Here is a 24,078-nt window from a genome sequence, read left to right on the forward strand (position 1 = left end):
GCCGATAAACTCCGCCGCCATGAATAGAACTCTCTACAGCTGTCTGTTTTACCTGGCGCTGCCGTTGGTGGCCTTACGTTTATGGCTGCGCGCGCGCAAGGCACCGGCCTATGCCAAGCGTGTGGGCGAACGGTTTTCCTATGGCTTGCCGGTGATGCGCCCCGGCGGCATCTGGGTGCACGCCGTTTCGGTGGGCGAAAGCATTGCCGCCGCGCCGATGATTCGCGCTTTGCTGGCGCGGTATCCGCAACTGCCGATCACTGTCACCTGCATGACGCCTACCGGTTCCGAGCGTATCCAGGCGTTGTTCGCCAATGAGCCGCGCATCCAGCATTGCTACTTGCCCTACGACTTGCCTTGCGCCGCCAAGCGTTTTCTCGACCGTGTGCAGCCCAAGCTGGCGGTGATCATGGAAACCGAGCTATGGCCCAACCATATCCATGCCTGCGCTCAACGCGGTATCCCGGTCGCGCTGGCCAATGCACGGTTGTCGGCGCGTTCGGCCAAGGGCTACGCCCGGTTCGCCAAGCTGACGGCGCCGATGCTGGCGCAAATGAGCCTGTTCGCCGTGCAGACGCAAACCGAGGCGGAGCGCTTTCTCAGTCTGGGCGCACGGCCTGAAACGGTGGAGGTGACTGGCTCGATCAAATTCGACCTGACCATCGACCCCCAATTGACGGCCCGCGCCGCTGACCTGCGTGAACAGTGGGGCGCCAGCGACCGGCCAGTGTGGATCGCCGCCAGTACCCATGAAGGTGAAGACGAAGTGGTGTTGGCTGCCCATCGCCAATTGCTGGCGAGCTATCCCAGCGCGTTGCTGATTCTGGTGCCGCGTCACCAGGAGCGCTTCGACCCGATGTTCGAGCTGAGTGTGCAACAAGGGTTTGCCACGGTGCGTCGCTCCAGCGGTGAGCCGGTCACCGAGCAAACCTCGGTGCTGCTCGGCGATACCATGGGTGAGCTGCTGTTTCTCTACGCCCTGGCCGACAGTGCCTTTGTGGGCGGCAGCCTGGTGCCGACCGGCGGGCACAACCCGCTGGAGCCGGCGGCTTTGGGTAAGCCTGTGATCATGGGGCCGCACCTGTTCAACTTCCTCGAAATCAGCACGATGATGCGCGACGCCGGGGCGTTGCGAGAGGTGGATGATGCAGACGGTTTGGCCGAAGCGGTGCGCCAATTGTTCGAACTGCCGCAGGATGCGCGCAGGATGGCGCAGGCGGGGTTGAAAGTGATGCAGGCCAACCAGGGTGCGTTAAAACGCCTTTTGGACGGTTTGGAAAGATTGATCGCTCACTGACCCAGCGCCCATCAAATGTGGGAGGGGGTTTGCTCCCGATGGCAGTGGGTCAGCCAACCTATTGGGCGACTGACACAGCGCTATCGGGAGCAAGCCCCCTCCCACATTGGTTATGCGGTGAGCTTAATAGCCCGGGCGGGCCTTGAGCTGTTCGGCAGCAGCCTTGGCCAGGTCCGGCGGCAGGAAGTCCTTGTCCGGGTTGTAGTCGGCCTTGAGGTAGCGCGCCAGGTCTTGCAGGTCCCCTGGGTTCAGGGTGCCCGCCGCCTGTTTCAAGCGCAGGTTGTCGAGGATATAGTCGTAGCGGCTGTTGTTGTAGTTACGCACTGACGCATACAACTGGCGCTGTGAGTCCAGCACATCGACGATGTTGCGCGTGCCCACCTGATAACCGATTTCCGTGGCTTCTACCGCGCTCTGGTTGGAAATGATCGACTGGCGGCGTGCCTGCACCTGCTCCACGTCGGTGTTCACTGCACGGTGCAGGTTGCGGGTGTTTTCCACCACCTGGCGGCGCAGGCCCTCGCGTTGTTGCTCGGACTGGTCGAGGCGTGAATAGGACTCGCGCACTTGCGAACTGGTGAGGCCGCCGCTGTAGATCGGGATGTTCAAACGCAGGCCGATGGTGCGTTGCGACACATCGCCACCGTACGGGATAGGCAACTGATTCGGGTTGCTGAACCCCAGGGCGTCGTTGTCGCCTTTTTCGTATTGCGCGACCGCATCGAGTGTCGGCAGGTGGCCGGCCTTGCGCTGCCTGAGGGTTTCTTCGGCGGCGGTCACGGCGTAATTGCTGGCCAGCAGGTTGAGGTTCTGACGCCCGGCGGTTTCGACCCAGGCCTTGGCGTCGTTCGGCGCCGGCGGCAGCACCGGCAGGGTATGGACGATGCCCTGGATCGAGTTGTATTGGCGGTTGGTCAGGGTAATCAGCGCTTCGAAAGCGTCGTCTACCTGGCGCTGGGCCACGATGCGGTTGGCCCGGGCGGTGTCGTAGCTGGCCTGGGATTGCAGCACGTCGGTCTTGTCCGACAGGCCCACATCGAAGCGCTCATTGGACTGGTCGAGCTGACGCTTGAAGGCATTTTCTTCGGCCTTGGTCGATGCCAGGTTGTCCTGGGCGCGCAGCACGGCGAAGTAGCTCTCGGCACTTTGCAAAATCAGGTTCTGCTCACTGGCCGACAGTTGCAGCGAGGCTTGCTCGTTGACGGCTTCGGCAGCTTGCAGCTGGAACCAGCGATCGGCGCGGAACAGCGGCTGGCTCAGGGTAGCGCGCCAGGAGTGGGCGTCACGGTTGGCCGTGGCGGCGGGCTGGTCGATCTGGGTGCGCACATTGTTACTGTCGGCGCCGGCCGACAGGTTCGGCAGCAAGCCTGCGCGCGCCTGGGGCACCACCTCTTTTTGCGCGCCATATTGAGCGCGGGCAGCGGCCAGGTCGGCGTTGTTGCTCGCCGCTTCCTGATAGACGCTGACCAGATCGGTGTTGGTGGACAAGGGCGCTTCAGCTGCCCAGACCAGTCCGTTGGTCGCACAAGACACGGCAAGAGCCAGTGAAAGTTTGCGCAGCATGAGGCGATCCCTAATTTAAATATTACGGCAATAATTTAGCGCTCAAGGCTAAGGCTGGCCATTCCTGGCGTCAAGCCTTGAAGCAGTGCCCGAGTGTAGTTGCCGGACCTGCGCACAACAATCCCACGATCACGCCATTCATCACGCTGAATGCACCGCTATTGGCAATTTGCCCACGCCATGGTCTAGACTGGCCGCGTTCTTGTCGGGGTGCCTTGTTGGAAGGCTGAGATCGGTAAATACCGGATCCCGTTGAACCTGATCAGGTTAGCGCCTGCGTAGGGAACAAGATTTCTCGTCACCCGGCGAGTCCTCTTGTGCTTCGTCCGGGATGTTGTTCGACAATCGAACAGCCCTCGTGCGCCAAGCACAGCACTGATTCCAGTGCGTCCGTCACAGGTTCGCTCCGACAAAAATCCACCGCCTGGATCAGTTGGAGAGCCCGTGATGAGCACTGAGATAAAAAGTACAAAACCAAAAAATACTGTGCACCTGAGTGAATCGGCCAAGGTCGACTCCGGCTCCGTGCAGCCGTTTACCCGCTCGCAGAAAATCTACGTGCAGGGCTCGCGCCCCGACATCCGCGTACCGATGCGGGAAATCAGCCTGGATGTGACCCCCACCGAGTTTGGCGGCGAAATCAATGCCCCTGTGGTGGTTTACGACACCTCCGGCCCCTATACCGACCCCAACGTCATCATCGATGTGCGCAAAGGCCTGGCTGATGTGCGCTCGCCGTGGATCGAAGAGCGGGGCGATACCGAGCGGTTGTCCTGCCTGAGCTCCAAATACGGCCAGGAACGCCTGGATAACCCGGACCTGGCCTACCTGCGCTTTGCCCACCTGCAAAACCCGCGTCGGGCGAAGGCCGGTGCCAACGTCAGCCAGATGCACTACGCACGAAAAGGCATCATTACGCCCGAGATGGAATACGTGGCCATCCGCGAAAACATGAAACTCGAAGAAGCCCGTGCAGCCGGCCTGCTCAAGCAACAACATGCCGGGCACAGCTTTGGTGCCAGCATTCCGAAAATCATCACGCCTGAATTCGTGCGCGAAGAAATCGCCCGCGGCCGCGCAATTATCCCGGCCAACATCAACCACACCGAGCTGGAACCGATGATCATCGGCCGTAACTTCCTGGTGAAGATCAACGGCAATATCGGCAACAGCGCCTTGGGTTCGTCCATTGAAGAAGAAGTGGCGAAAATGACCTGGGGGATCCGCTGGGGTTCGGACAACATCATGGACTTGTCCACCGGCAAACATATTCACGAAACCCGCGAATGGATCATCCGTAACTCGCCCGTACCAATTGGCACCGTGCCGATCTACCAGGCCCTGGAAAAAGTCGACGGCGTGGCCGAGGATCTGACCTGGGAGTTGTTCCGCGACACCCTGATCGAGCAAGCCGAGCAGGGTGTGGACTATTTCACCATCCACGCCGGCGTGTTGCTGCGTTACGTACCGCTGACTGCCAACCGCGTGACCGGCATTGTCAGCCGTGGCGGCGCGATCATGGCCAAGTGGTGCCTGGCCCACCACAAGGAAAACTTCGCCTACACGCATTTCGAAGAAATCTGCGAAATCATGAAGGCCTATGACGTCAGCTTCTCCCTGGGGGACGGCCTGCGCCCGGGTTCGGTGGCCGATGCCAACGACGCTGCGCAATTCGGCGAGCTGGAAACCCTGGGCGAGTTGACCAAGATCGCCTGGAAGCACGACGTGCAAACCATGATCGAAGGCCCCGGCCATGTGCCGATGCAGTTGATCAAGGAGAACATGGACAAGCAACTGGAGTGCTGCGACGAGGCGCCGTTCTACACCCTCGGCCCGCTGACCACCGACATCGCGCCGGGCTACGATCACATCACTTCAGGTATCGGCGCGGCGATGATCGGCTGGTTCGGATGCGCCATGCTCTGCTACGTCACGCCCAAGGAACACCTGGGTTTGCCGAACAAGGATGATGTGAAGACCGGGATCATCACCTACAAGATCGCCGCACACGCCGCAGACCTTGCCAAGGGCCATCCGGGTGCGCAGATTCGCGATAACGCCTTGAGCAAGGCACGCTTCGAATTCCGTTGGGAAGACCAGTTCAATCTCGGCCTGGACCCAGACACCGCACGGGCGTTTCACGACGAAACGCTGCCGAAGGAGTCGGCCAAGGTGGCGCATTTCTGCTCCATGTGCGGGCCGAAATTCTGTTCGATGAAGGTGACTCACGAAGTGCGTGAGTATGCGGCCAACCAGCGTATTGAAGCGGTGGATGTGGACGTGGCCAAGGGGTTGGCCGAGCAGGCGGAGCGGTTCAAGCGCGAAGGCAGTCAGCTCTACAAGAAGGTCTGATCCCGAGTCGGCGGTGCCTGCACGGCCGTCATCGCGGGCAAGCCCGGCTCCCACAGTTGATCGAGTTGTAGACAATTTTTGTGTCCACAGCCGGTCCCCTGTGGGAGCGGGCTTGCCCGCGATAGCGATCTCCCAAACAACAAGTGCCCCTTAGAGATCACACCCTTGGGCGGTCAGTGGCCCGCTGACGTTTGTACGGCAAATCCTGCGCAAATGGGGGATTTGGCTGCTGGCACTGGCGGGCGTCGGGCTCGGCATTCCGCTGCTGTTGATTCTGCTCGATGAGTCGGAAAACGCCTTTGCCGATATTCACTCGGCGGCGGTGTCCAGTGGGATGCTGTTGCGTATGAAAGTCGAGCACCTGGCGTTGGCCATTGGCCTGATCTGTACCTTGATCGCCTGTTTTGCATCCTTGGCGCAGTACCAGAACGTCCTGCTGCTGATCGGCTCAGTGTTTGCGCCGCTGTTCGGCGTGGTCGGTGCGACCCTGCCGGCATTGCTGCTGGCAGGGCTGTTGCAGTTGATTCTGGGCCGGGTTAGTGGCGTGCAGGCATCAGTTCAGGCTTGATCACACCCGTGAGGCGCGTATAGGGGATGGTAATTTCGATCAGCCCCTGTGCGTAAGGGGCGATGGTGGCGACGTTGTACTTGAGTACTACGCCACCACTGGTCAGGGCTACGTTCGGGGTTTTCTGGAAAGGCCAGCTCTTCAGGAACTCCGGATCGCGGTCCATCTTGGTGTTGATCAACCAACTGTTATGCGCAACTTTCGCGGTGTTCCAGAATGCCTGCTCCTGGCCCGGCAGCAACATGTCAGCCAGGCTCAGCTCCTTGTGCAGCAGGCGCGAATAGTTGATGAAACCACGGCCCGGCTCACCATGAGCGACGCCGGTGTCGAGGTAGCTGGACACTTCAACGATCACCAGGGCGTCATGTTGCTCACGTACCTTGGCTTGCAGATACATGCTGTGGCGGTCCGCGGATTCGCGCAGGAACTTGTCTCGATAGGCATTGAGCGTGGCAGGCACACTGGCGCCAGGCGTAGTGCGGGTCATCTGCAGCAGGCGCTGTTCCACCAGGCTGTCGAGTTGCGGGTCGGTAGGGAAGTGCACGGTATCGATGTTCACCAGTGGGCAGTCCGGGCTATCACAGCCAGGCTTGATCTGTTCCGACTTGTCGGTCGTGACGTCCAGCGGCTTGAGCTGGCCGGGTTGGAACAGGCTCTGGCAAGCACCCAGGGTCAAGGCAATACAGGCCATGGAGGCGATTTTTAAAAGCGACATGTGTGTCCTTCGTAAATCGATGGAAAGCGAAAAGAGTAGCGCTTGGACTGCCAACAAGGCAGTCAGTTCGCCACTAGACTGATGGGGGAGAGTTTGACGTCCGCCGCCGGTCCCGGCAACCGCAAAGGGGCTGCATCAACGGGCATCGGCGCGTTAGGATGGCGCCAATAGCACAAGCACACTCCGTGTCAAAGAGAGGAAGCACATGACGGACACCGCGAAGTCCACGCCGAACAAGATCGAGATCGTTCAGCGCGACAATAGCTACCAGGGCTTCTACAAGCTCGATCGCGTGCAGCTGCGCCACGAGAAATTCGACGGGGGCATGAGCCGCGTGATCAGCCGCGAAGTCTTCGTCCGCCATGACGCCGTTTGCGTACTGCCCTACGACCCGCAACGTGACGAGGTGGTGCTGATCGAACAGTTCCGCGTCGGCGCCATGGGCCGCGCCGACAATCCGTGGTTGGTGGAGATGGTCGCCGGCCTGATTGACAAGGATGAGCAACCGGAGGAGGTTGCACACCGCGAGGCCGAGGAGGAAGCTGGGTTGACGTTCTCCGCGCTGTGGCCGATCACCAAGTACTTCCCGTCGCCCGGCGGCAGTACCGAATTTGTCCACCTGTACCTGGGCCGTTGCGACAGCGCGGGCGCTGGCGGCATCCATGGATTGGAAGAAGAGGCAGAAGATATTCGCGTCACCGTCTGGGCATTCGAAGACGCCCTGCAAGCGGTGCGCGACGGCAAAATTTCCAATGCAGCCAGCATCATCGCCCTGCAATGGCTTGCGCTTAACCGCGCGGAAGTGAGGGGGCTATGGCAGTAAAGGCACGGGAACGTTATCGAGTTGACCTGATCGGGCTGCAAGCCGCCTGCGAGGCCAATTATGCGCGGCTGATGCGCCTGCTTCCCGACATGCGCCACACTCCTGAGGCGCGGCGTATCGCCGTGACCCATGGCGACCAGATGCTTGGTGTGCTGACCCTGGAAGTCATCGTCAATTGCCCGTACACCACCACCCTGCGCGTACGCCAGGAACACAGCCTGCCCTGGCTGCCGGTGCCGCAACTTGAAGTGCAGGTGTACCACGACGCGCGTATGGCCGAAGTGATCAGCGCCGAACATGCGCGACGCTTTCGCAGCATCTATCCTTACCCGAATGTGTTCATGCACCAACCCGATGAGAAAGCACAGCTCAATGTGTTCCTCGGTGAATGGCTGAGCCACTGCCTGGCCCTGGGCCATGAGTTCGAAGTGGTGCGCTAGATGTGAATTGAGCCTGTTTCTCAGGTTTCCTCTTTGAGTCCTGCCCTAGCATAATCGTCAAATTATCCATGCCTGTGATTGCCAGGGAGAGCGCCTTGCCTCGCGTACCGACCATGAACCCTGATGCTGCGTTGTTGGTGCAATTGTCCGACAGCCATCTGTTTGCCGAAGCGGGCGGTACGCTGCTGGGCATGAACACCCGTGCAAGCTTGCAAAGCGTGATCGACTTGGTGCACGAGCAACAGCCGCGTATTGACCTGGTGCTGGCGACGGGCGACTTGTCCCAGGACGGCACACTGGCGTCGTACCAGCTATTTCGGAACATGACCGCGCCCATCGGTGCGCCGGCGCGCTGGATCCCGGGTAATCATGACGAGCCGCAGGTCATGGCCGAGGTCGCTGTGCAAAGCGATTTGCTCGAGCCCGTGGTGGACGTGGGCAACTGGCGCATAACCCTGCTGGACTCCGCAGTACCCGGTTCGGTGCCCGGTTACCTGCAGGATTCGCAACTGCAATTGCTCGCCCAGGCCCTGAGCGAGGCGCCCAGCCGCCATCATCTTGTGTGCTTGCACCATCATCCAGTGTCCATCGGCTGTGCGTGGATGGAGCCGATCGGCCTGCGCAATCCCGAGGCGCTGTTTGCCGTGCTTGACCGCTTCCCGCAGGTCAAGGCGCTGCTCTGGGGGCATGTGCATCAGGAAATCGACCGCGAGCGCAACGGCGTGCGGTTGCTGGCCTCACCGTCTACCTGCATCCAGTTCGCGCCGGGCAGCGAGGATTTCCAGGTCAGCGAGCAAGCGCCGGGGTATCGCTGGCTGCGCCTGTATGCCGACGGGCGGTTGGAGACGGGGGTAGAGCGGCTTCGGGACTTCGCGTTTACCGTCGACTACGGCAGCAACGGCTATTAAGACCTGCAAACACTGATCAAATGTGGGAGGGAGCAAGCCCCCTCCCACATGGGTTCTGCGGTGTCTGGAAGATCGGGTGCTCACACCTCACTCCGATCCCTGTAAACTGCGCCTCTTTGGCCCAAGCACGGAGAGCCCGGCATGTCCGCTTCGATCCTGTATATCCACGGCTTCAACAGTGCGCCAGCCTCCAACAAGGCCAGCCAGTTGATCACCGTAATGGGCAAGCTTGGCCTGTCCGACCGTTTGCGGGTGCCGGCCCTGCATCACCACCCGCGTCAGGCGATTCTGCAATTGGAGCAGGCCATTGACCAACTGGGGCGGCCGCTGCTGGTCGGCAGCTCACTCGGCGGCTACTATGCAACCCATCTTGCCGAACGCCATGGCCTGAAGGCGCTGCTGGTCAACCCGGCGGTCAGCCCCCATCGGATGTTCGACGGTTACCTGGGTACCCAGAAGAACCTCTACACCGATGAGACCTGGGAGTTGACCCATGATCACGTCGCAGCGCTGGCCGAGCTGGAAGTACCGGCGCCGCAGGATGCGGGGCGGTATCAGGTGTGGTTGCAGACCGGGGACGAAACCCTGGATTATCGCCTCGCCCAAGCGTATTACCGAGCCTGTGCCTTGCGCATCCAGGCCGGTGGCGATCATGGTTACCAAGGGTTCGCCGAGCAACTGCCGGCCTTGTTGAGTTTTGCCGGCATTGGCGCAGATCAGTATCAATCCTTCGATTTTTCGTCACTGTAAAAAATCGCAGGTCACTTTTTAATCGAACGACTCACGACGAGACCCCATGGCCACTCCCAGCGCTAGCTCTTATAACGCCGACGCCATCGAAGTCCTCTCGGGCCTCGACCCGGTGCGCAAACGCCCCGGCATGTACACCGACACCAGCCGGCCGAACCACCTTGCCCAGGAAGTCATCGACAACAGCGTCGACGAAGCCTTGGCCGGGCACGCGAAGTCGGTACAAGTCATCCTCCATGCCGATCACTCCCTTGAAGTGTCCGACGATGGTCGCGGCATGCCGGTGGACATTCACCCGGAAGAGGGCGTGTCGGGCGTCGAGCTGATCCTCACCAAACTGCACGCCGGCGGCAAGTTCTCCAACAAGAACTACCAGTTCTCCGGTGGTTTGCACGGCGTGGGTATTTCGGTGGTCAACGCCCTGTCGACGCAAGTGCGGGTCAAGGTCAAGCGCGACGGCAACGAGTACCAGATGACCTTCGCCGATGGCTATAAAGCCACCGACCTGGAAGTGGTTGGCACCGTTGGCAAGCGCAACACCGGTACCAGCGTGTACTTCGCCCCGGACCCGAAATACTTCGATTCGCCGAAATTCTCCATCAGCCGGCTCAAGCATGTGCTCAAGGCCAAGGCCGTATTGTGCCCCGGCCTGCTGGTCAGCTTTGAAGACAAAGGCACCGGCGAGAAGGTCGAATGGCATTACGAAGATGGCCTGCGCTCCTACCTGGAAGACTCCGTCAGCGACTTCGAACGCCTGCCCAACGAGCCGTTCTGCGGCAGCCTGGCCGGTAATAAGGAAGCCGTCGACTGGGCGTTGCTGTGGTTGCCCGAAGGTGGCGACAGTGTGCAGGAAAGCTACGTCAACCTGATCCCCACCGCCCAGGGCGGCACCCATGTCAACGGTTTGCGCCAGGGCTTGCTGGATGCCATGCGCGAATTCTGCGAATACCGCAGCCTGTTGCCGCGCGGCGTGAAGCTGGCGCCGGAAGACGTGTGGGAGCGCATCGCGTTCGTGCTGTCGATGAAGATGCAGGAGCCGCAATTCTCCGGCCAGACCAAAGAGCGCCTGTCGTCCCGTGAGGCGGCGGCATTTGTCTCCGGTGTGGTCAAGGATGCCTTCAGCCTGTGGCTCAACGAGCACCCGGAACTGGGCCTGGCCCTGGCGGAGCTGGCGATCAACAACGCCGGTCGTCGCCTGAAGGCCAGCAAGAAAGTCGAGCGCAAGCGCATCACCCAGGGCCCGGCATTGCCCGGCAAACTGGCCGACTGCGCCGGGCAGGACCCGATGCGTTCCGAGCTGTTCCTGGTGGAAGGTGACTCTGCCGGCGGTTCCGCCAAACAAGCGCGGGACAAAGAGTTCCAGGCGATCCTGCCGTTGCGCGGCAAGATCCTCAACACCTGGGAAGTCGACGGCAGTGAAGTGCTCGCCAGCCAGGAAGTGCACAATATCGCTGTCGCTATCGGTGTCGACCCTGGCGCGGCGGACATGAGCCAGCTGCGCTACGGCAAGATCTGCATCCTCGCCGACGCCGACTCCGACGGCCTGCACATTGCTACGTTGTTGTGCGCGTTGTTCGTGCAGCATTTCCGCCCATTGGTGGATGCCGGTCACGTCTACGTCGCCATGCCGCCGCTGTACCGCATCGATTTGGGCAAGGAGATTTTCTACGCCCTGGACGAAGCCGAGCGCGATGGCATCCTCGATCGCCTGGTGGCCGAGAAAAAACGCGGCAAGCCACAGGTCACGCGATTCAAGGGCCTGGGTGAAATGAACCCACCGCAGTTGCGCGAAACCACTATGGACCCCAATACCCGGCGCCTGGTGCAACTGACCCTGGAAGACTTCGCCGGCACCTCGGAAATGATGGACATGCTGCTGGCGAAGAAGCGTGCGCCGGATCGCAAAGCCTGGCTGGAATCCAAGGGCAACCTGGCCGAGGTTCTGGGCTGATGCGCACAGGCTTCGCCCTGGCGATGCTGATGTTGAGCGCACTGGCAACTCCCCACGTGTTTGCCGCCGGCGTGGCAGAGCTGCAGCTGGTATCCGAGCACCCGGTGGACGGCATCCGCGGCGGTAACCTGTCGGGCCTGGCGTTGTGTGGCGCAGAACTGTGGACGGTTTCCGACCGCGATGATGATCAGATCTACCGCCTGGATACCCGCGCACCGACCTGGAACGCCGAAGCTCTGAAGATTGACGTGCCGCCCGTGCCCGAGTCGGGTTTGCCCTGGGGACTGCGTTCACGCACCAAGGCCGCGTCGTTCATTCGCGGTGGTGACCTGGATTTCGAGGGCATCAGCTGTGATGCCGCAGGTGACCGCTACATTGTCAGCGAAGCCCATGCTGCAGTGCTGCAGGTACCTGCGACGGGCGCGCCCGAGTGGTTGAAAATCGCCCCGGGCATGGTGCGTGAGGCGCGGGCCAGTGGCATGTTGCTGCACTTCAATGCCTTGTTCGAGGGCCTGGCGGTGAACCCCGAAGGCAACCAGATCTGGCTGGCCGCCGAGCGTGAGCGTCGCGGCCTGATCTCGATCAAGCGCGGGCAGAGCGTATGGGATTGCGATGGCCGGTGCGTGTTGTTGAGCGAGGCCGGGCAGGAAGTGCAACCGGCGCAGTTTACCAACGCCAAGGCAGTGTCCAATGACTTTGCCGACCTGGCGCTGTTCAATGGCAAGCTGTTTACCCTGGAGCGCAATGCGTTCCAGATTTGCCGACGCGACACAGTCACGGCCAAGGTTGAGCTGTGTTGGTCGTTTGCTGAAGAGACCCTGACGCCGCAGCGGCGTTATCCACAGCCTTACGGCCTGGCCGAAGCCCTGCTGTTGGACGCCGACGGTGCATGGATCGGTATAGACAACAATTTCGGCCCCCGCGCCGATGGTGAAAAACGCCCCGTGGTCTATCGTTTCGCCGCCCCTGCAGGTGGCTGGAGCGCCCAGCGATGAGCCAGCCGTTTTTTCAATTGACCCGGCGCAGCGGCAGTTCCGCTGCGCGTTACCCAACAATGATGAGGCCCGCATGAGTGACATCCTCGCAGACAGCTTAGATGGCGTAGAGCGCCGGTCGCTGGCTGACTTCACCGAAAATGCCTACCTCAACTACTCCATGTACGTGATCATGGACCGTGCCCTGCCGCATATCGGCGACGGCCTCAAGCCCGTGCAACGGCGCATCATCTACGCCATGAGTGAGCTGGGCCTGGACGCTGATTCCAAGCACAAGAAGTCGGCGCGTACCGTCGGTGACGTACTCGGTAAGTTCCATCCCCACGGCGATTCGGCGTGTTATGAAGCCATGGTGCTGATGGCCCAGCCATTCAGCTATCGCTATACGCTGGTGGACGGGCAGGGCAACTGGGGTGCGCCGGATGATCCCAAGTCCTTCGCCGCCATGCGTTACACCGAAGCGCGGCTGTCGCGTTATTCCGAAGTGCTGCTCAGCGAGCTGGGCCAGGGCACGGCGAACTGGGGGCCGAACTTTGACGGCACCCTCGACGAACCCCTGGTATTGCCAGCGCGTTTGCCGAATATCCTGCTCAATGGCACCACCGGTATCGCCGTTGGCATGGCCACCGACGTGCCGCCGCATAACCTGCGCGAAGTCGCCACTGCCTGCGTGCGTCTGCTGGACGAGCCCAAGGCCACGGTCGAGCAGTTGTGTGAACATATCCAGGGACCGGATTACCCGACCGAAGCGGAAATCATCACGCCGCGCGCCGACCTGCTGAAGATGTACGAAACCGGCAAGGGCTCGGTGCGTATGCGCGCCGTTTACCATATCGAAGACGGCGACATTATTGTCACCGCGCTGCCGCACCAGGTGTCCGGTGCCAAGGTGCTGGAGCAGATTGCCGCGTTGATGCAGGCCAAACCGTCGAAACTGCCACAGGTTGCCGACCTGCGTGACGAGTCCGACCACGAGAACCCGTGCCGTATCGTGATCATCCCGACCAACAGCCGGGTCGATCATGAAGTGCTGATGCAGCATCTGTTCGCCAGCACCGACCTGGAGTCCAGCTACCGGGTCAACGTCAATATCATCGGCCTGGATGGCAAGCCGCAGTTGAAAAACCTGCGCAACCTGCTGGTGGAGTGGCTGGAATTTCGCGTACAGACCGTGCGCCGCCGCCTGCAGTTTCGCCTCGACAAGGTCGAGCGCCGCCTGCACCTGTTGGACGGCTTGCTGATTGCCTACCTCAACCTGGATGAAGTGATCCATATCATCCGTACCGCCGAGCACCCGAAAGCCGAGTTGATCGCGCGTTTCGAGCTGAGCGAAATCCAGGCTGACTACATCCTCGACACGCGCTTGCGCCAATTGGCACGCCTGGAAGAAATGAAGCTGCGTGACGAGCAAGACGCGTTGCTCAAGGAACAAGCCAAGCTGCAAGCGCTGCTGGGCAGCGAAGCCAAGCTCAAGAAGCTGGTACGCAGTGAGCTGATCAAAGACGCCGAAACCTATGGCGACGACCGTCGTTCGCCGATCGTCGAGCGTGCTGAAGCCAAGGCTCTGACAGAAACCGAGTTGTTGCCTAACGAGAAAATTACCGTCGTTTTGTCGGAAAAGGGTTGGGTTCGTTCCGCCAAAGGGCATGATATTGACGCCACCGGCCTTTCGTACAAAGCCGGTGATGGCTTCAAGACCGCCGCCGCCGGGCGCTCCAATCAGTTTGCGGTGTTTATCGACTCGACCGGGCGCAGTTATTCGGTGCCGGCCCATACCCTGCCGTCCGCACGGGGGCAGGGCGAGCCGTTGACCGGACGCCTCACGCCGCCACCTGGGGCGAATTTCGAGTGCGTGCTGCTGCCGGACGATGATTCGCTGTACGTCATCGCCTCCGACGCCGGTTACGGTTTCGTGGTCAAGGGTGAAGACCTGCAAGCCAAGAACAAGGCGGGCAAGGCCCTGCTGAGCCTGCCAAACAACGCCAAGGTGATCCTGCCAAGGCCGGTGGATGATCGTGAAAGCAACTGGTTGGCTTCGGTGACCACCGAAGGGCGTCTGCTGGTATTCAAAATCAGCGATTTGCCGCAACTGGGCAAAGGCAAGGGCAACAAGATTATCGGGATTCCCGGTGATCGGGTGGCCAGTCGCGAAGAGTACGTGACAGACATCGCCGTGGTCCCGGAAGGCTCTACCCTGGTGCTCCAGGCCGGCAAGCGCACGTTGTCATTGCGCCCAGACGACCTTGAACACTACAAGGGCGAGCGTGGTCGACGCGGTAACAAACTGCCTAGAGGTTTCCAGCGAGTGGATGCCTTGTTGGTAGAAACGCCGGTTTAAGGCGTACTAGAGCACTCGATCTACGATTTAACCTGTAGATCGATGCTTTCGCGCTGGAGTCATGGCGCATATTCACGGATGATATGGCCTTTCCAGCGCCGGCGTGGCCGAGCGTGTTCAGGTTATTTTTAGTATTACATTGTGGTTCGCCTTGTGGCAGCCACTTGGATGGGATGATGACTGCTCCACGCCTTCCTCTATTTTTGATGCTCGCTGGCCTTTTGGGGCTGGCGGGTTGCAGCACGCACCAACCGGTGTCGCTGTACCAGCTGGACAGCGGTAGCCCGGCTCAGCCAGCCCAAACGGCTGGCATGGCGGTATTGCTCGGTCCGGTAGTCGTTGCCGATTACCTGCAACGCGAAACCCTGCTGCAACGTCAGAACGACGGCAGCCTGCAAGGTTCCACTGATGGTCGTTGGGCGGGCAGCTTGTCGTCCGATATCAATCAACTGATGTTGCGTCAGGTTGCAGGGCAGTTGGATAGCCAGCGTGTGGTCCTGGCACCAGGGCCATCGGGATTCACTCCGGATGTGCAGGTGCTGCTGACGATTACGCGGCTCGACTCCGGCAAATCGCAACCGGCGATTCTAGATGCACAGTGGCGCCTGATCGACCGTCGCGGGCAAGTACGGGATAACCGCATCGTGCACCTGCAGGAAGAACATACCGGCACCACCGCTTCTCAGGTCCAGGCCCAGGGTGTGCTGTTGCAGCACTTGGCGCAGCAGTTGTCGGTGGCGCTCAAGCCATTGGCGAACCAGCCGCCGATTGCCGAGGTGCAGCCGCGTAAACAGGCCCCAGCCCAGGCCAAACCGGCAACCCCGGAAAAGCCGAAGATGCCGATGGCTACGCCGATTCGTACCGATCTGGAAGTGTTCAGGTTCTGATCTGAATCGCAGCCAAACAAAAGGCCCGCTGAATAAGCGGGCCTTTTGTTTGCGCAGGATTTGAGTCATGTTGAAAATCAACTGTGGGAGCGGGACCCACTCCACAGTAGGTATTTCAGGGCTTGCGGGTCTCATGCATCCGCGCCAGCTGGCGTTCGAGCATCGAGGGGTACGGTTCCATCAACCGCTCTACGCAACTGGCCCCTTCAGGGCTGGCAATCGGACGGATACGTGCGCGTTGGCGGATCAGCGTGTCTTCACTGATCTTGCGTTCCACCAGCAGCAGGTTGCGGCTGTGTTGGGACAGGGCCAGGGCATCCTGGGCGATTTCGGTGAGCAGCAGGTCGATCTGGCTCATGCCGAACAGGTCATCACCCACGGTCAAGCCAAGCTGCAATTGCAGGGTAATGCCGCTGTCGGCCACTTCGATCTGCAGGGCATGGCCCAGAGCGCGCAGCAATTCGCCGCAGCAAATTGCATTGGTCAGGTAGTCTTCGCCGCTGTCTTCGCTGTGGAAAAGCATCAGGGTGCTGCCATCGTTCAACGTGTGCAGCTCGCTCTGGTACAGCGAGGCGGCCTGGTCGAGACAATCACGGTAGCGTTCGAGCAGTTCGGTCAGCCGGGCACGAGGCAGGCGGCGCAGCTGCTCCTGGGAGCCCAGTTGCACGGCGAGTACTGCACTGTGCTGCGGCTCGGTGTTTCTGACCACCGCAACGGGTTTTGTCGCAGCGGCCGGGGCCACGGCCGAGGTATCGCGCAGGTCGGCGAAGGGGTCTTCCTCGTCGAGTTCGTCTTCATCGGCCTTGACCACATGGCGCGGTGCAGGCTTGAGGCCGGCCACCGGAGCGCTTTCGTCAAAGCCCGGGTCGCGCAGGTCGCGTACTTCAAACTCAGGCTCATCGCTGTAGTCGTCGGTATCGTCGTATTCGGGTTCCGGTTCGATTTCAGGCGCTTTCGGCTCCGGAGCGAAGCTGGTATGGAGCTGGCGCGCGAGGTCGCCGATTTCATCCTGGCGATCAGTGGCCGGGGTGTGTTCGTCGATATCCCGCAGCCAGATACGCAGTTGCATCAGCGGTGTGGAGATATGCCGCCCCAGACGCAGGCTCAAGGCCAGGGCCAGAGCCAGCAGGATCGCGCTCAAGATACCCATGCTTTGCAGGCTGATGGTCATCGGCTGCTGGAACTGCTGCATGTCGAGGCTGATACGCAGTTGGCCGGCTTTCACATCCTGAAAGGTGATATTGCTCTGGTAGAGGCCCTCGGCTTCACCCAGCAAGCCGTTCTTCGGGCGCTGCCCGGCTTCGGCCATGATCCGGTTGTCCACGCTATAAATGGCGGCGTGAGCCACCAGCGGGTTCTTGGTCAGGTTGTTGAGCAGCACGTTGAGGCTGAGGATGTCGTTGGACACCAGCAACTCAGTCGCCGAGGTGGCCGTCTGGGTCGTCAGGCTCGCACCCAGGGCGTCGGCTTGCTCATGCATGGCCTGCTTGAACTGCAAACCCATCACGCAGGCGTAGATCACCAAGGCCAAGGCGACCAGGATCACGTTATGGCTGGCGATGCGTAATGCGATCGGTACACGGCGGTGGCGCAGTGCCCGGAAGATCAGCAGGAAGAAGTTATCGGTTTTTACTGGCGTGGGCCGGTTCACTTGCGCTCGGCTCTTGGTCCGTGAAGTTGACGCGCAGTATAGCGACAGGCCCATGACCGGCAAAGCACTGGCTGTGCCCGATGGTCACTGAAAGTGGGTAGAATGCGGTTTTTTTCCAGCCTGGGGGTGCGCTTTGCGCGAAATTGTCCTGATCAACATCACGGGTGAAGACCGACCGGGTCTCACCGCGGCCATTACCGGCGTCCTGGCCCAGGGTGGTGTGAACATCCTCGACATCGGTCAGGCGGTGATCCACGACACCCTGTCGTTCGGCATTCTGGTGGAGATCCCCAGCACCGAACAGGCTTCGTCGGTACTCAAGGACATCCTGTTTACGGCCTATAAGCTGGATCAACAGGTGCGTTTCACCCCCGTGTCCGAAGCCGATTACCAGCACTGGGTGGAAGGCCAGGGCAAAAAACGCCATATCGTGACGTTGCTTACTCGTAAGGTAACGGCTGAACAATTGCAGCGTGTCAGCTCGATCACGGCCCACTACGGGTTGAATATCGACCATATCGACCGTCTGTCGGGTCGTATGCCCTTGGACACACCGGCCGACAAAGGCAAGGGCTGCATCGAGTTTTCTGTACGCGGTGAACCGGCTGACGCGCAAGCGCTGCGGGCCGAATTCCTGAGCGTGGCCCAGGAGTTGAATGTCGATATCGCCTTCCAGGAAGATTCGCTGTTCCGTCGCAACCGTCGTTTGGCGGTGTTCGACATGGACTCCACCCTGATCGAAGCCGAAGTCATCGACGAACTGGCCAAGGCAGCGGGAGTCGGCGAGCAAGTCAGCGAGATTACCGAGCGGGCGATGGCCGGTGAGCTGGATTTCCGTGCCAGCTTCAAGGAGCGCCTGGCGTTGCTCAAGGGCCTGGACGTGAGCGTGCTGGACTCCATCGGCGCATCCCTGCGCCTGACGGAAGGCGCCGAAACCCTGTTCGCCGAACTCAAGCGCCTGGGCTACAAGACCGCCATCCTGTCGGGCGGCTTCACCTACTTCGCCAAGCAGTTGCAGGCGAAGTTGGGCATTGACTATGTATTTGCCAACGAGCTGGAAGTAGTGGATGGCAAGGTGACCGGCGTGGCCGTCGAGCCGATTGTCGATGCGCAGCGCAAGGCCGACCTGCTCAAGGAATTGGCGCACAAGGAAGGCTTGCGCCTGGAGCAGACCATTGCGGTCGGCGACGGCGCCAATGACTTGCCGATGCTGGCGATTGCAGGATTGGGTGTGGCGTTTCGCGCCAAGCCGTTGGTCAAGCAGTCGGCCAAACAGGCGATTTCAACGCTGGGGCTCGATGGCGTGTTGTATCTGCTGGGCTTGCGCGACCGCGACGGTCAGTTATAAGCCGATCTCACTGTAGAAATACAGTCAAAAATGTGGGAGCCGGGCTTGCCCGCGATAGCGGCAGTTCAGTCAATGATGTGTTGACTGACACTCCGCTATCGCGGGCAAGCCCGGCTCCCACATAGGATGTCACCAGCAATATCAGGCTTTCGGCAATGCGATACCCTGGCCCATCTGCACTGGCGTACCCGCTGCCAGTTCTTCAGCCCACTTCACCTGATCCGGCCCGAACAGCACGATGGCGGTCGAGCCCAGCTTGAAACGGCCCAGCTCCGCACCTTTTTCCAAATGAATCGGCGCACGTGCGGCTTCGTCGTAGCGGAAGGTTTTCAGCTCGCGCTTGGGCGGCGTTACCAGCCCGGCCCACACCGTCTCAATCGACGCGACGATCATCGCACCCACCAACACCACGGCCATCGGGCCGCGCTCGGTGTCAAACAGGCATACAACCCGCTCGTTGCGCGCAAACAGCTCCGGCACGTTTTCGGCGGTGGTCTGGTTGACCGAGAAAATCCGACCTGGCACATAGACCATCTCACGCAAGGTGCCGGCCAGTGGCATGTGCACCCGGTGGTAGTCTTTGGGTGACAGGTAAATAGTCGCAAAATCGCCTCCCATGAACGGTGCAGCCAGCGCCGCGTCGCCACCGAGCAATTCCAGCACGCTGAAGCTGTGGCCCTTGGCCTGGAACACACGGCCATGTTCGATAGGGCCTAGCTGGCTGACGGCGCCATCGGCCGGGCTCAGCACGGCACCGGGAGTCTGGTCGAGCGGGCGGGCGCCGTCTTTCAAGGCGCGGGTGAAGAACGCGTTGAAATGCTCATAGGCGCTCAGGTCTTCAACCAGGGCCTGGGACATGTCCACTTGATAGCGCTTGGCGAACCAGGCGGTGAAGGCGTTCTTGAACCAGCGCACGCGGCACTCGGCAATGCAACCGGCCAGGCGCGAGAGCAAGTGGTGTGGCAGCAAGTACTGGCTGAGGATAAACAACTGCTTTTTCATAACTGTCCTTAAACCTTACATCTCAACGGGGGTGTCGGGGTGGTTGCCCCATTCGCCCCAGGAACCGGCATAGCCTTTGACTCGTGGATAACCGAGCGCCTTGGCCACCAGGTAGGTGAAGCCAGAGCGGTGGTGAGTCTGGCAGTGGGTAATGATTTCTTTATCGCGGGTCAGCCCGAGCTCTTCGAGGACCTGTGGCATGTCGCGACGGATGCGCAGGTTGCGCGCCTTGTCCATGCCGGCGGTCCATTCGAAGTTCACCGCGCCGGGAATATGGCCCCCCTTGGCGGCGAGCACTTTTTCGCCGGAATATTCCAGCGGGCCGCGGGCATCCCAGATGCCCAGGTCGGCCGCGCCGAGACGGCTTTGCAGGTACTCACGGGTAGCCGTGGGGCCATCGTGCAACGTGAGGCTGACGGGGCCGCCTGCCGGCGCGGGCACTTCGATGGAGAGTGGGTACTTTTCCTCCAGCCATGCCAGCAGGCCGCCGTCGAGGTAGTGATATTTCTGGTGACCGATCACGTCGAGCATCCAGATAAAGCGTCCGGCCCAGCCGCCGCCTTCGTCGTCATAGACCACGTAGGTCGCGTCCGGGGTGTGGCCCAGTTCGCCGAACAGTTTTTCCAGGTCGGCCTTGCTCGGCAGCAAGCCGGGTGCCGGTGGCTGGCCCAGTTGGGTGCGCTTGGGGTCAACAAAATGCGCGCCGGGGATATGCCCTTCGGCGTAGCGGGCGGCACTGGTGAGGTCCACCAGAATCAAGTGCTCGGCATCCAGTTGAGCGAGCAGGTCACTGGATTCGATCACCAGCGGCAAGCCAGAGAAGTCAGGCATGTGAGGTCTCCTGGGCACAAATGTTGGTGATAAAGGCCGCTGATTGTAGCGCAAGCATCAGGCGCTGCGGTTGGTAAAGCTGTGCAGGGCTTTTTCGATGCATTGGGCGGTTTTGCCGAACGCCTGCACGGTGGTTTCCGAGAATGGTCCGCCGCCTTGGTCCGCCACTACCAGCATCACCACGCGGCCATTGCAGCTCAGCGAACGCAGCAGCAAGTGCTCGCCCGTAAACAGGCGACGCAGGATAGGCGGCAGCAGGGCGGAAAACTGCGCATGGTTGTCGGGGGTCAGACGCACCTGAGCGGACTTTTCCAGCAGGCGTTGCAGCAATGTGCTGTTGACCACATCCAGGCTCAGGTGCGCGGCGTCCCTGGGCAAACCGTCGGCCTGATGCACGCGCAAGGTGCTCAGGGCGCGATCGGCCATGAACAACAACACCCGCTGCATGCCACTGGCAACCAAGGCGTGCTTGGCGCAGGTGGTCAGGTGCATGGCGTTGGCAAAGCGGCTCGGCTCGACCAGCAACTCGGTGCAATGAGTGCGCCATACGGCCAGGGCTTCAGCCGTGGGCGGCGGCGCGGGCAACAAGCCGCGATGGACTTTTTGCACATGCCACGGCCAGATCAGCGACAGCGCCGGGTGCCAGAGGTCGGGCATCAAGGTGGTGCGGGCGCTCGTGACTGCCTGCTGGTGCGCCTGTTGTTGCACATCACTCAAGGGCACTTGCAGGTATAGCGCGGTGAGGTATTGCCAGCGTTCGGTGTGCGGGCAGGTCCAGGATTCCTGGGCGGACATCGCCAGGCCGTTGGCCAGCAACACGGTATTGGCTGGCTGGTTCAGCCAGCGGCGCAGGTTGGGGTCGGCGTCGAGCAATTGCTGGTGGCGCAAGGCGTCGTCTTCGCGGGCAATGTGCAGCGCCTTGACCAGCAGGCGTTGCTCGGCCAGCAGCAGCTTGTAGCCCTGCGAAACCCAGATCGGCAGGTGCCAGGCTTCGGTCAGGCCCAGGCACAGGTCCAGCAAGCGCACACCGAACAGTTCCTGCTCGACCTGGCGCGCCGACTGGCCCTTGTGAATCACCCGCAGCTCCCATTCCTCCAAAAGCTTGGGGTAGGCGACGGCCATCGGCCACAGTGGCGACAGAAACAGCAGGCTGCCCCAGTGGATGTCCTGCCATAGCCGCGCCAAGCGACTGCCGAACAAGCCGTTGGCTTGCTGGGACGCGTGCTGGCTGACCAGCAGCAGTTGGCGCAATGCGGCTGGGATTTCTCCAGCCGGCACCGAAGGTAGGCGTGCCAGCAACTCCTCGGCACGTTTGAGGCCGAGACGGTTAAGCGCTACTTCGAGGTTTTCGGCGGGCTCGGCCAGGCTCCCATGGGCCTGGCTGTTGGCCTCGCGCATCGCGCTCAGCACCAGGGCCGGGCTGTTTTGCATCAGCTCGGCAATATCTCGCAATGAACTGCGACTGTCGCGGATGGCTTTGCACACGCGCTCATGGTTGGCCTGGGGAACGGGCAGCAGCACGTCGTCCAGGCGCTTGATCCAAGCGGCGAGGGTGGTGGGGCGGTTCGTTGGGACTGTCGTTTCGATTGCCATGATTGGGGCGCGATCATCACTTGTGTTCAACACACCCGGAACGGGCCGAATTGGCTTTTCGCCTTAACGGGCTATAGTCTGGCGCAGTTTTGCCGATAAGTAGAACAAGAGTTTTCTGCTGCACCCACTATGTCCATGAACCCGACGGCGCAAGTACCCATCTCCTATGGCTAAAATTATCGGCATCATTGTCGTCATCGCAAGTGTGCTCGGAGGGTACGTCCTCTCCCACGGTAAAATCGCCGCATTGATCCAACCTTTCGAAGTGCTGATCATCGGCGGCGCCGCGTTTGGCGCATTCTTGCAGGCCAACCCCGGCTACATGACCATGCACGTGATCAAGAAATCGCTGGGCATGTTCAGTTCGCGTTTTTCCCACACCTTCTATCTGGAAGTGCTGGGGCTGATCTACGAGATCCTCAACAAGAGCCGCCGCGAAGGCATGATGGCGATCGAAGGCGACATCGAAGACGCCGCCGCCAGCCCGATTTTCGCCAAGTACCCGGCCGTGCTCAAAGATGAGCGCATGACCGCGTATATCTGTGACTACCTGCGCATCATGTCCTCCGGCAACATGGCTCCCCATGAGCTGGAAGGCCTGTTCGACATGGAGTTGTTCAGCCTCAAGGAAGAGCTGGAGCATCCTTCCCATGCCGTGACCGGCATCGCCGACGGCATGCCCGGTTTCGGTATTGTCGCGGCGGTGCTGGGTATCGTGGTGACCATGGCGTCCTTGGGCGAGGGCGATCAAGCGGCCATCGGCATGCACGTGGGTGCGGCGCTGGTGGGTACCTTCTTCGGTATTCTCGCGGCCTATGGCTTCTTCGGCCCGCTCGCTACTTCCCTGGCCCACGATGCCAAGGAAGAGGTCAACCTCTACGAAGCGATCAAGGCGTGCCTGGTGGCTTCGGCATCGGGGATGCCGCCATCGCTGGCCGTGGAGTTCGGGCGCAAGGTGCTGTACCCCAAGCATCGCCCAAGTTTCTCCGAGCTGGAACAAGCGGTTCGCGGTCGCTAAGCCATGGAAAACAACCAGCCGATCATCATCAAGCGCGTCAAGCGCTTCGCTGCGGGGCACCATGGTGGTGCCTGGAAAATCGCGTTTGCCGACTTTGCCACGGCGATGATGGCGTTCTTCCTGGTGCTGTGGCTGATGTCCACCGCCACACCGGAACAGAAGATCGCCATCGCCGGTTACTTCAAAGACCCGATTGGCTTTTCGGAAAGCGGTACGCCATTTGTCATCGATCTGGGCGGTTCACCGCAACTGGCGCCAGAGCGCACCATCAACCCGGAAGTGCAAACTGAGTCGCCCCAGGAAAAAATCCCGATTGAGCGCGATACCGTCGAAACCATGGCCGAGCAGGTCGAGCAGGAACGCCTGGAACTGTTGCTGCAGGAGTTGCAGACCAAGGTTGAGGAAAACCCGCAACTGCTGAAGTTCAAGGACCAGATTTCGTTCGAGATCACGCCCGAAGGGCTGCGCATCCAGATCACGGACGCCGCCAACCGGCCGATGTTCGATTCCGGCAGTGCGCGCTTGAAGCCGTACTTTGAAGACATCCTGCTGGCCATGGCCGACACCATCAAGGCGGTACCGAACAAGATCAGCATCAGCGGCCATACCGACGCCAAGCCCTACGCGGGCCAGGGCGACTTCGGCAACTGGGAACTCTCGGCCAACCGCGCCAACGCCGCCCGCCGTGCGCTGGTGGCCGGCAGCTATCCGGACCCACAAGTGGCACGGGTGGTGGGCTTTGCCTCATCGCAGTTATTTGATCCCAAAGACCCGTTCAACCCGGTCAACCGCCGTATCGATATCGTGGTGCTGACCAAAAAAGCCCAGCGTGCGATTGAAGGCGATCAACCACCGCCACCGGTACCGACTCAGGGCGATGGTGCCCCTGGCGAAGTGCCGGCCGACCCCAACGCACTGCCGCCTGAGCAGGAACCACTGCCGGCCCATGAGTTGCGGCAGAAGCTGAACCTGTTTGATGACGGTGGGATGAAGGATCCTACGGTGCCTGCGCCGGCCTCGTAACTTATCTCTCTACAGCAGAAACCAA

General features: G+C 60.9%; 19 protein-coding genes, 1 pseudogene and 1 riboswitch. Of the genes and pseudogenes, 14 read left to right on the forward strand and 6 right to left on the reverse strand.

What is annotated here, in order from left to right; all coding sequences use genetic code 11:
- Positions 1-19: 19 nt before the first annotated feature.
- Entirely contained in the window at positions 20-1,297 is a 1,278-nt protein-coding gene (gene waaA / locus FW800_RS03230; RefSeq protein ID WP_446436956.1) for a lipid IV(A) 3-deoxy-D-manno-octulosonic acid transferase, read from the forward strand.
- Positions 1,298-1,420: 123 nt separating this feature from the next.
- Here the strand turns inward: waaA and FW800_RS03235 are convergent, their stop codons facing one another.
- Positions 1,421-2,860 carry a TolC family outer membrane protein gene (locus FW800_RS03235; protein ID WP_005784173.1) on the reverse strand — a complete coding sequence of 480 codons (1,440 nt, stop codon included), beginning with the start codon at positions 2,858-2,860 and terminating at the stop codon, positions 1,421-1,423.
- A 196-nt stretch (positions 2,861-3,056) separates the two neighbouring features.
- A riboswitch (TPP riboswitch) is annotated at positions 3,057-3,162 on the forward strand.
- A gap of 145 nt (positions 3,163-3,307) precedes the next feature.
- On the opposite strand from FW800_RS03235, the gene thiC reads away from it, so the two are divergent.
- Entirely contained in the window at positions 3,308-5,212 is a 1,905-nt protein-coding gene (thiC, locus tag FW800_RS03240; RefSeq protein WP_032878242.1) for a phosphomethylpyrimidine synthase ThiC, read from the forward strand.
- A 226-nt stretch (positions 5,213-5,438) separates the two neighbouring features.
- Positions 5,439-5,780, forward strand: a pseudogene (locus tag FW800_RS03245) (putative hydroxymethylpyrimidine transporter CytX); the annotation flags it as partial.
- Here the strand turns inward: FW800_RS03245 and FW800_RS03250 are convergent.
- Positions 5,749-6,495 carry an RsiV family protein gene (locus FW800_RS03250; protein WP_122732408.1) on the reverse strand — a complete coding sequence of 249 codons (747 nt, stop codon included), beginning with the start codon at positions 6,493-6,495 and terminating at the stop codon, positions 5,749-5,751. The pseudogene FW800_RS03245 and the gene FW800_RS03250 overlap by 32 nt on opposite strands.
- A gap of 205 nt (positions 6,496-6,700) precedes the next feature.
- On the opposite strand from FW800_RS03250, the gene FW800_RS03255 reads away from it, so the two are divergent.
- The 8 genes from FW800_RS03255 to FW800_RS03290 all read left to right on the forward strand — a co-directional run bounded on the left by FW800_RS03255 (position 6,701) and on the right by FW800_RS03290 (position 15,587).
- Positions 6,701-7,318, forward strand: coding sequence for an NUDIX domain-containing protein (locus FW800_RS03255; protein WP_005784181.1), 618 nt, complete (start codon positions 6,701-6,703; stop codon positions 7,316-7,318).
- Positions 7,309-7,758 carry a DUF1249 domain-containing protein gene (locus FW800_RS03260; protein ID WP_003209507.1) on the forward strand — a complete coding sequence of 150 codons (450 nt, stop codon included), beginning with the start codon at positions 7,309-7,311 and terminating at the stop codon, positions 7,756-7,758. The genes FW800_RS03255 and FW800_RS03260 overlap by 10 nt, the downstream gene beginning before the upstream one ends.
- A 113-nt stretch (positions 7,759-7,871) precedes the next feature.
- Entirely contained in the window at positions 7,872-8,666 is a 795-nt protein-coding gene (cpdA, locus tag FW800_RS03265) for a 3',5'-cyclic-AMP phosphodiesterase (protein WP_446437011.1), read from the forward strand.
- 141 nt (positions 8,667-8,807) lie between these two features.
- Positions 8,808-9,416: a YqiA/YcfP family alpha/beta fold hydrolase gene (locus FW800_RS03270; protein ID WP_078820136.1), complete on the forward strand. Its 609-nt coding sequence runs from the start codon at positions 8,808-8,810 to the stop codon at positions 9,414-9,416.
- 46 nt (positions 9,417-9,462) lie between these two features.
- Positions 9,463-11,367 carry a DNA topoisomerase IV subunit B gene (parE, locus tag FW800_RS03275; RefSeq protein WP_005784190.1) on the forward strand — a complete coding sequence of 635 codons (1,905 nt, stop codon included), beginning with the start codon at positions 9,463-9,465 and terminating at the stop codon, positions 11,365-11,367.
- Positions 11,367-12,362 (forward strand): esterase-like activity of phytase family protein, encoded by a 996-nt coding sequence (locus FW800_RS03280; protein ID WP_446436957.1) that lies wholly within the window; start codon positions 11,367-11,369, stop codon positions 12,360-12,362. The genes parE and FW800_RS03280 overlap by 1 nt, the downstream gene beginning before the upstream one ends.
- Before the next feature lie 73 nt (positions 12,363-12,435).
- Positions 12,436-14,700 carry a DNA topoisomerase IV subunit A gene (gene parC, locus FW800_RS03285; RefSeq protein ID WP_032878231.1) on the forward strand — a complete coding sequence of 755 codons (2,265 nt, stop codon included), beginning with the start codon at positions 12,436-12,438 and terminating at the stop codon, positions 14,698-14,700.
- 173 nt (positions 14,701-14,873) lie between these two features.
- On the forward strand, positions 14,874-15,587 hold the full coding sequence (locus tag FW800_RS03290; RefSeq protein ID WP_032878229.1) for a PqiC family protein: 714 nt from the start codon (positions 14,874-14,876) through the stop codon (positions 15,585-15,587).
- Positions 15,588-15,702: 115 nt separating this feature from the next.
- Here FW800_RS03290 and FW800_RS03295 read toward each other — a convergent pair whose 3' ends face one another.
- Positions 15,703-17,238 carry a histidine kinase gene (locus FW800_RS03295; RefSeq protein WP_446436958.1) on the reverse strand — a complete coding sequence of 512 codons (1,536 nt, stop codon included), beginning with the start codon at positions 17,236-17,238 and terminating at the stop codon, positions 15,703-15,705.
- 133 nt (positions 17,239-17,371) lie between these two features.
- On the opposite strand from FW800_RS03295, the gene serB reads away from it, so the two are divergent.
- Positions 17,372-18,586 (forward strand): phosphoserine phosphatase SerB, encoded by a 1,215-nt coding sequence (serB, locus tag FW800_RS03300; RefSeq protein ID WP_057702577.1) that lies wholly within the window; start codon positions 17,372-17,374, stop codon positions 18,584-18,586.
- Positions 18,587-18,727: 141 nt separating this feature from the next.
- On the opposite strand, the gene asd is transcribed toward serB, so the two are convergent.
- From asd to FW800_RS03315, 3 genes are read right to left on the reverse strand one after another with little or no spacing between them, the layout of a single operon-like run.
- A complete protein-coding gene (gene asd, locus FW800_RS03305) occupies positions 18,728-19,588 on the reverse strand; it encodes an archaetidylserine decarboxylase (RefSeq protein ID WP_032878223.1) in 861 nt (286 codons plus the stop codon).
- Positions 19,589-19,603: 15 nt separating this feature from the next.
- Positions 19,604-20,419 carry a rhodanese-like domain-containing protein gene (locus FW800_RS03310; protein WP_446436959.1) on the reverse strand — a complete coding sequence of 272 codons (816 nt, stop codon included), beginning with the start codon at positions 20,417-20,419 and terminating at the stop codon, positions 19,604-19,606.
- A gap of 57 nt (positions 20,420-20,476) precedes the next feature.
- Positions 20,477-22,012 (reverse strand): HDOD domain-containing protein, encoded by a 1,536-nt coding sequence (locus FW800_RS03315; protein WP_446436960.1) that lies wholly within the window; start codon positions 22,010-22,012, stop codon positions 20,477-20,479.
- A gap of 166 nt (positions 22,013-22,178) precedes the next feature.
- Here FW800_RS03315 and motA point away from each other — a divergent pair, with 166 nt between their 5' ends.
- Together motA and motB are read left to right on the forward strand one after the other, a co-directional pair.
- Complete coding sequence (motA, locus tag FW800_RS03320; RefSeq protein WP_005784209.1) at positions 22,179-23,030, forward strand: flagellar motor stator protein MotA; 852 nt, start codon at positions 22,179-22,181, stop codon at positions 23,028-23,030.
- 3 nt (positions 23,031-23,033) lie between these two features.
- On the forward strand, positions 23,034-24,053 hold the full coding sequence (motB, locus tag FW800_RS03325) for a flagellar motor protein MotB (RefSeq protein WP_032878216.1): 1,020 nt from the start codon (positions 23,034-23,036) through the stop codon (positions 24,051-24,053).
- Positions 24,054-24,078 lie beyond the last annotated feature (25 nt).

Source organism: Pseudomonas sp. 910_23 (genome assembly GCF_052850795.1).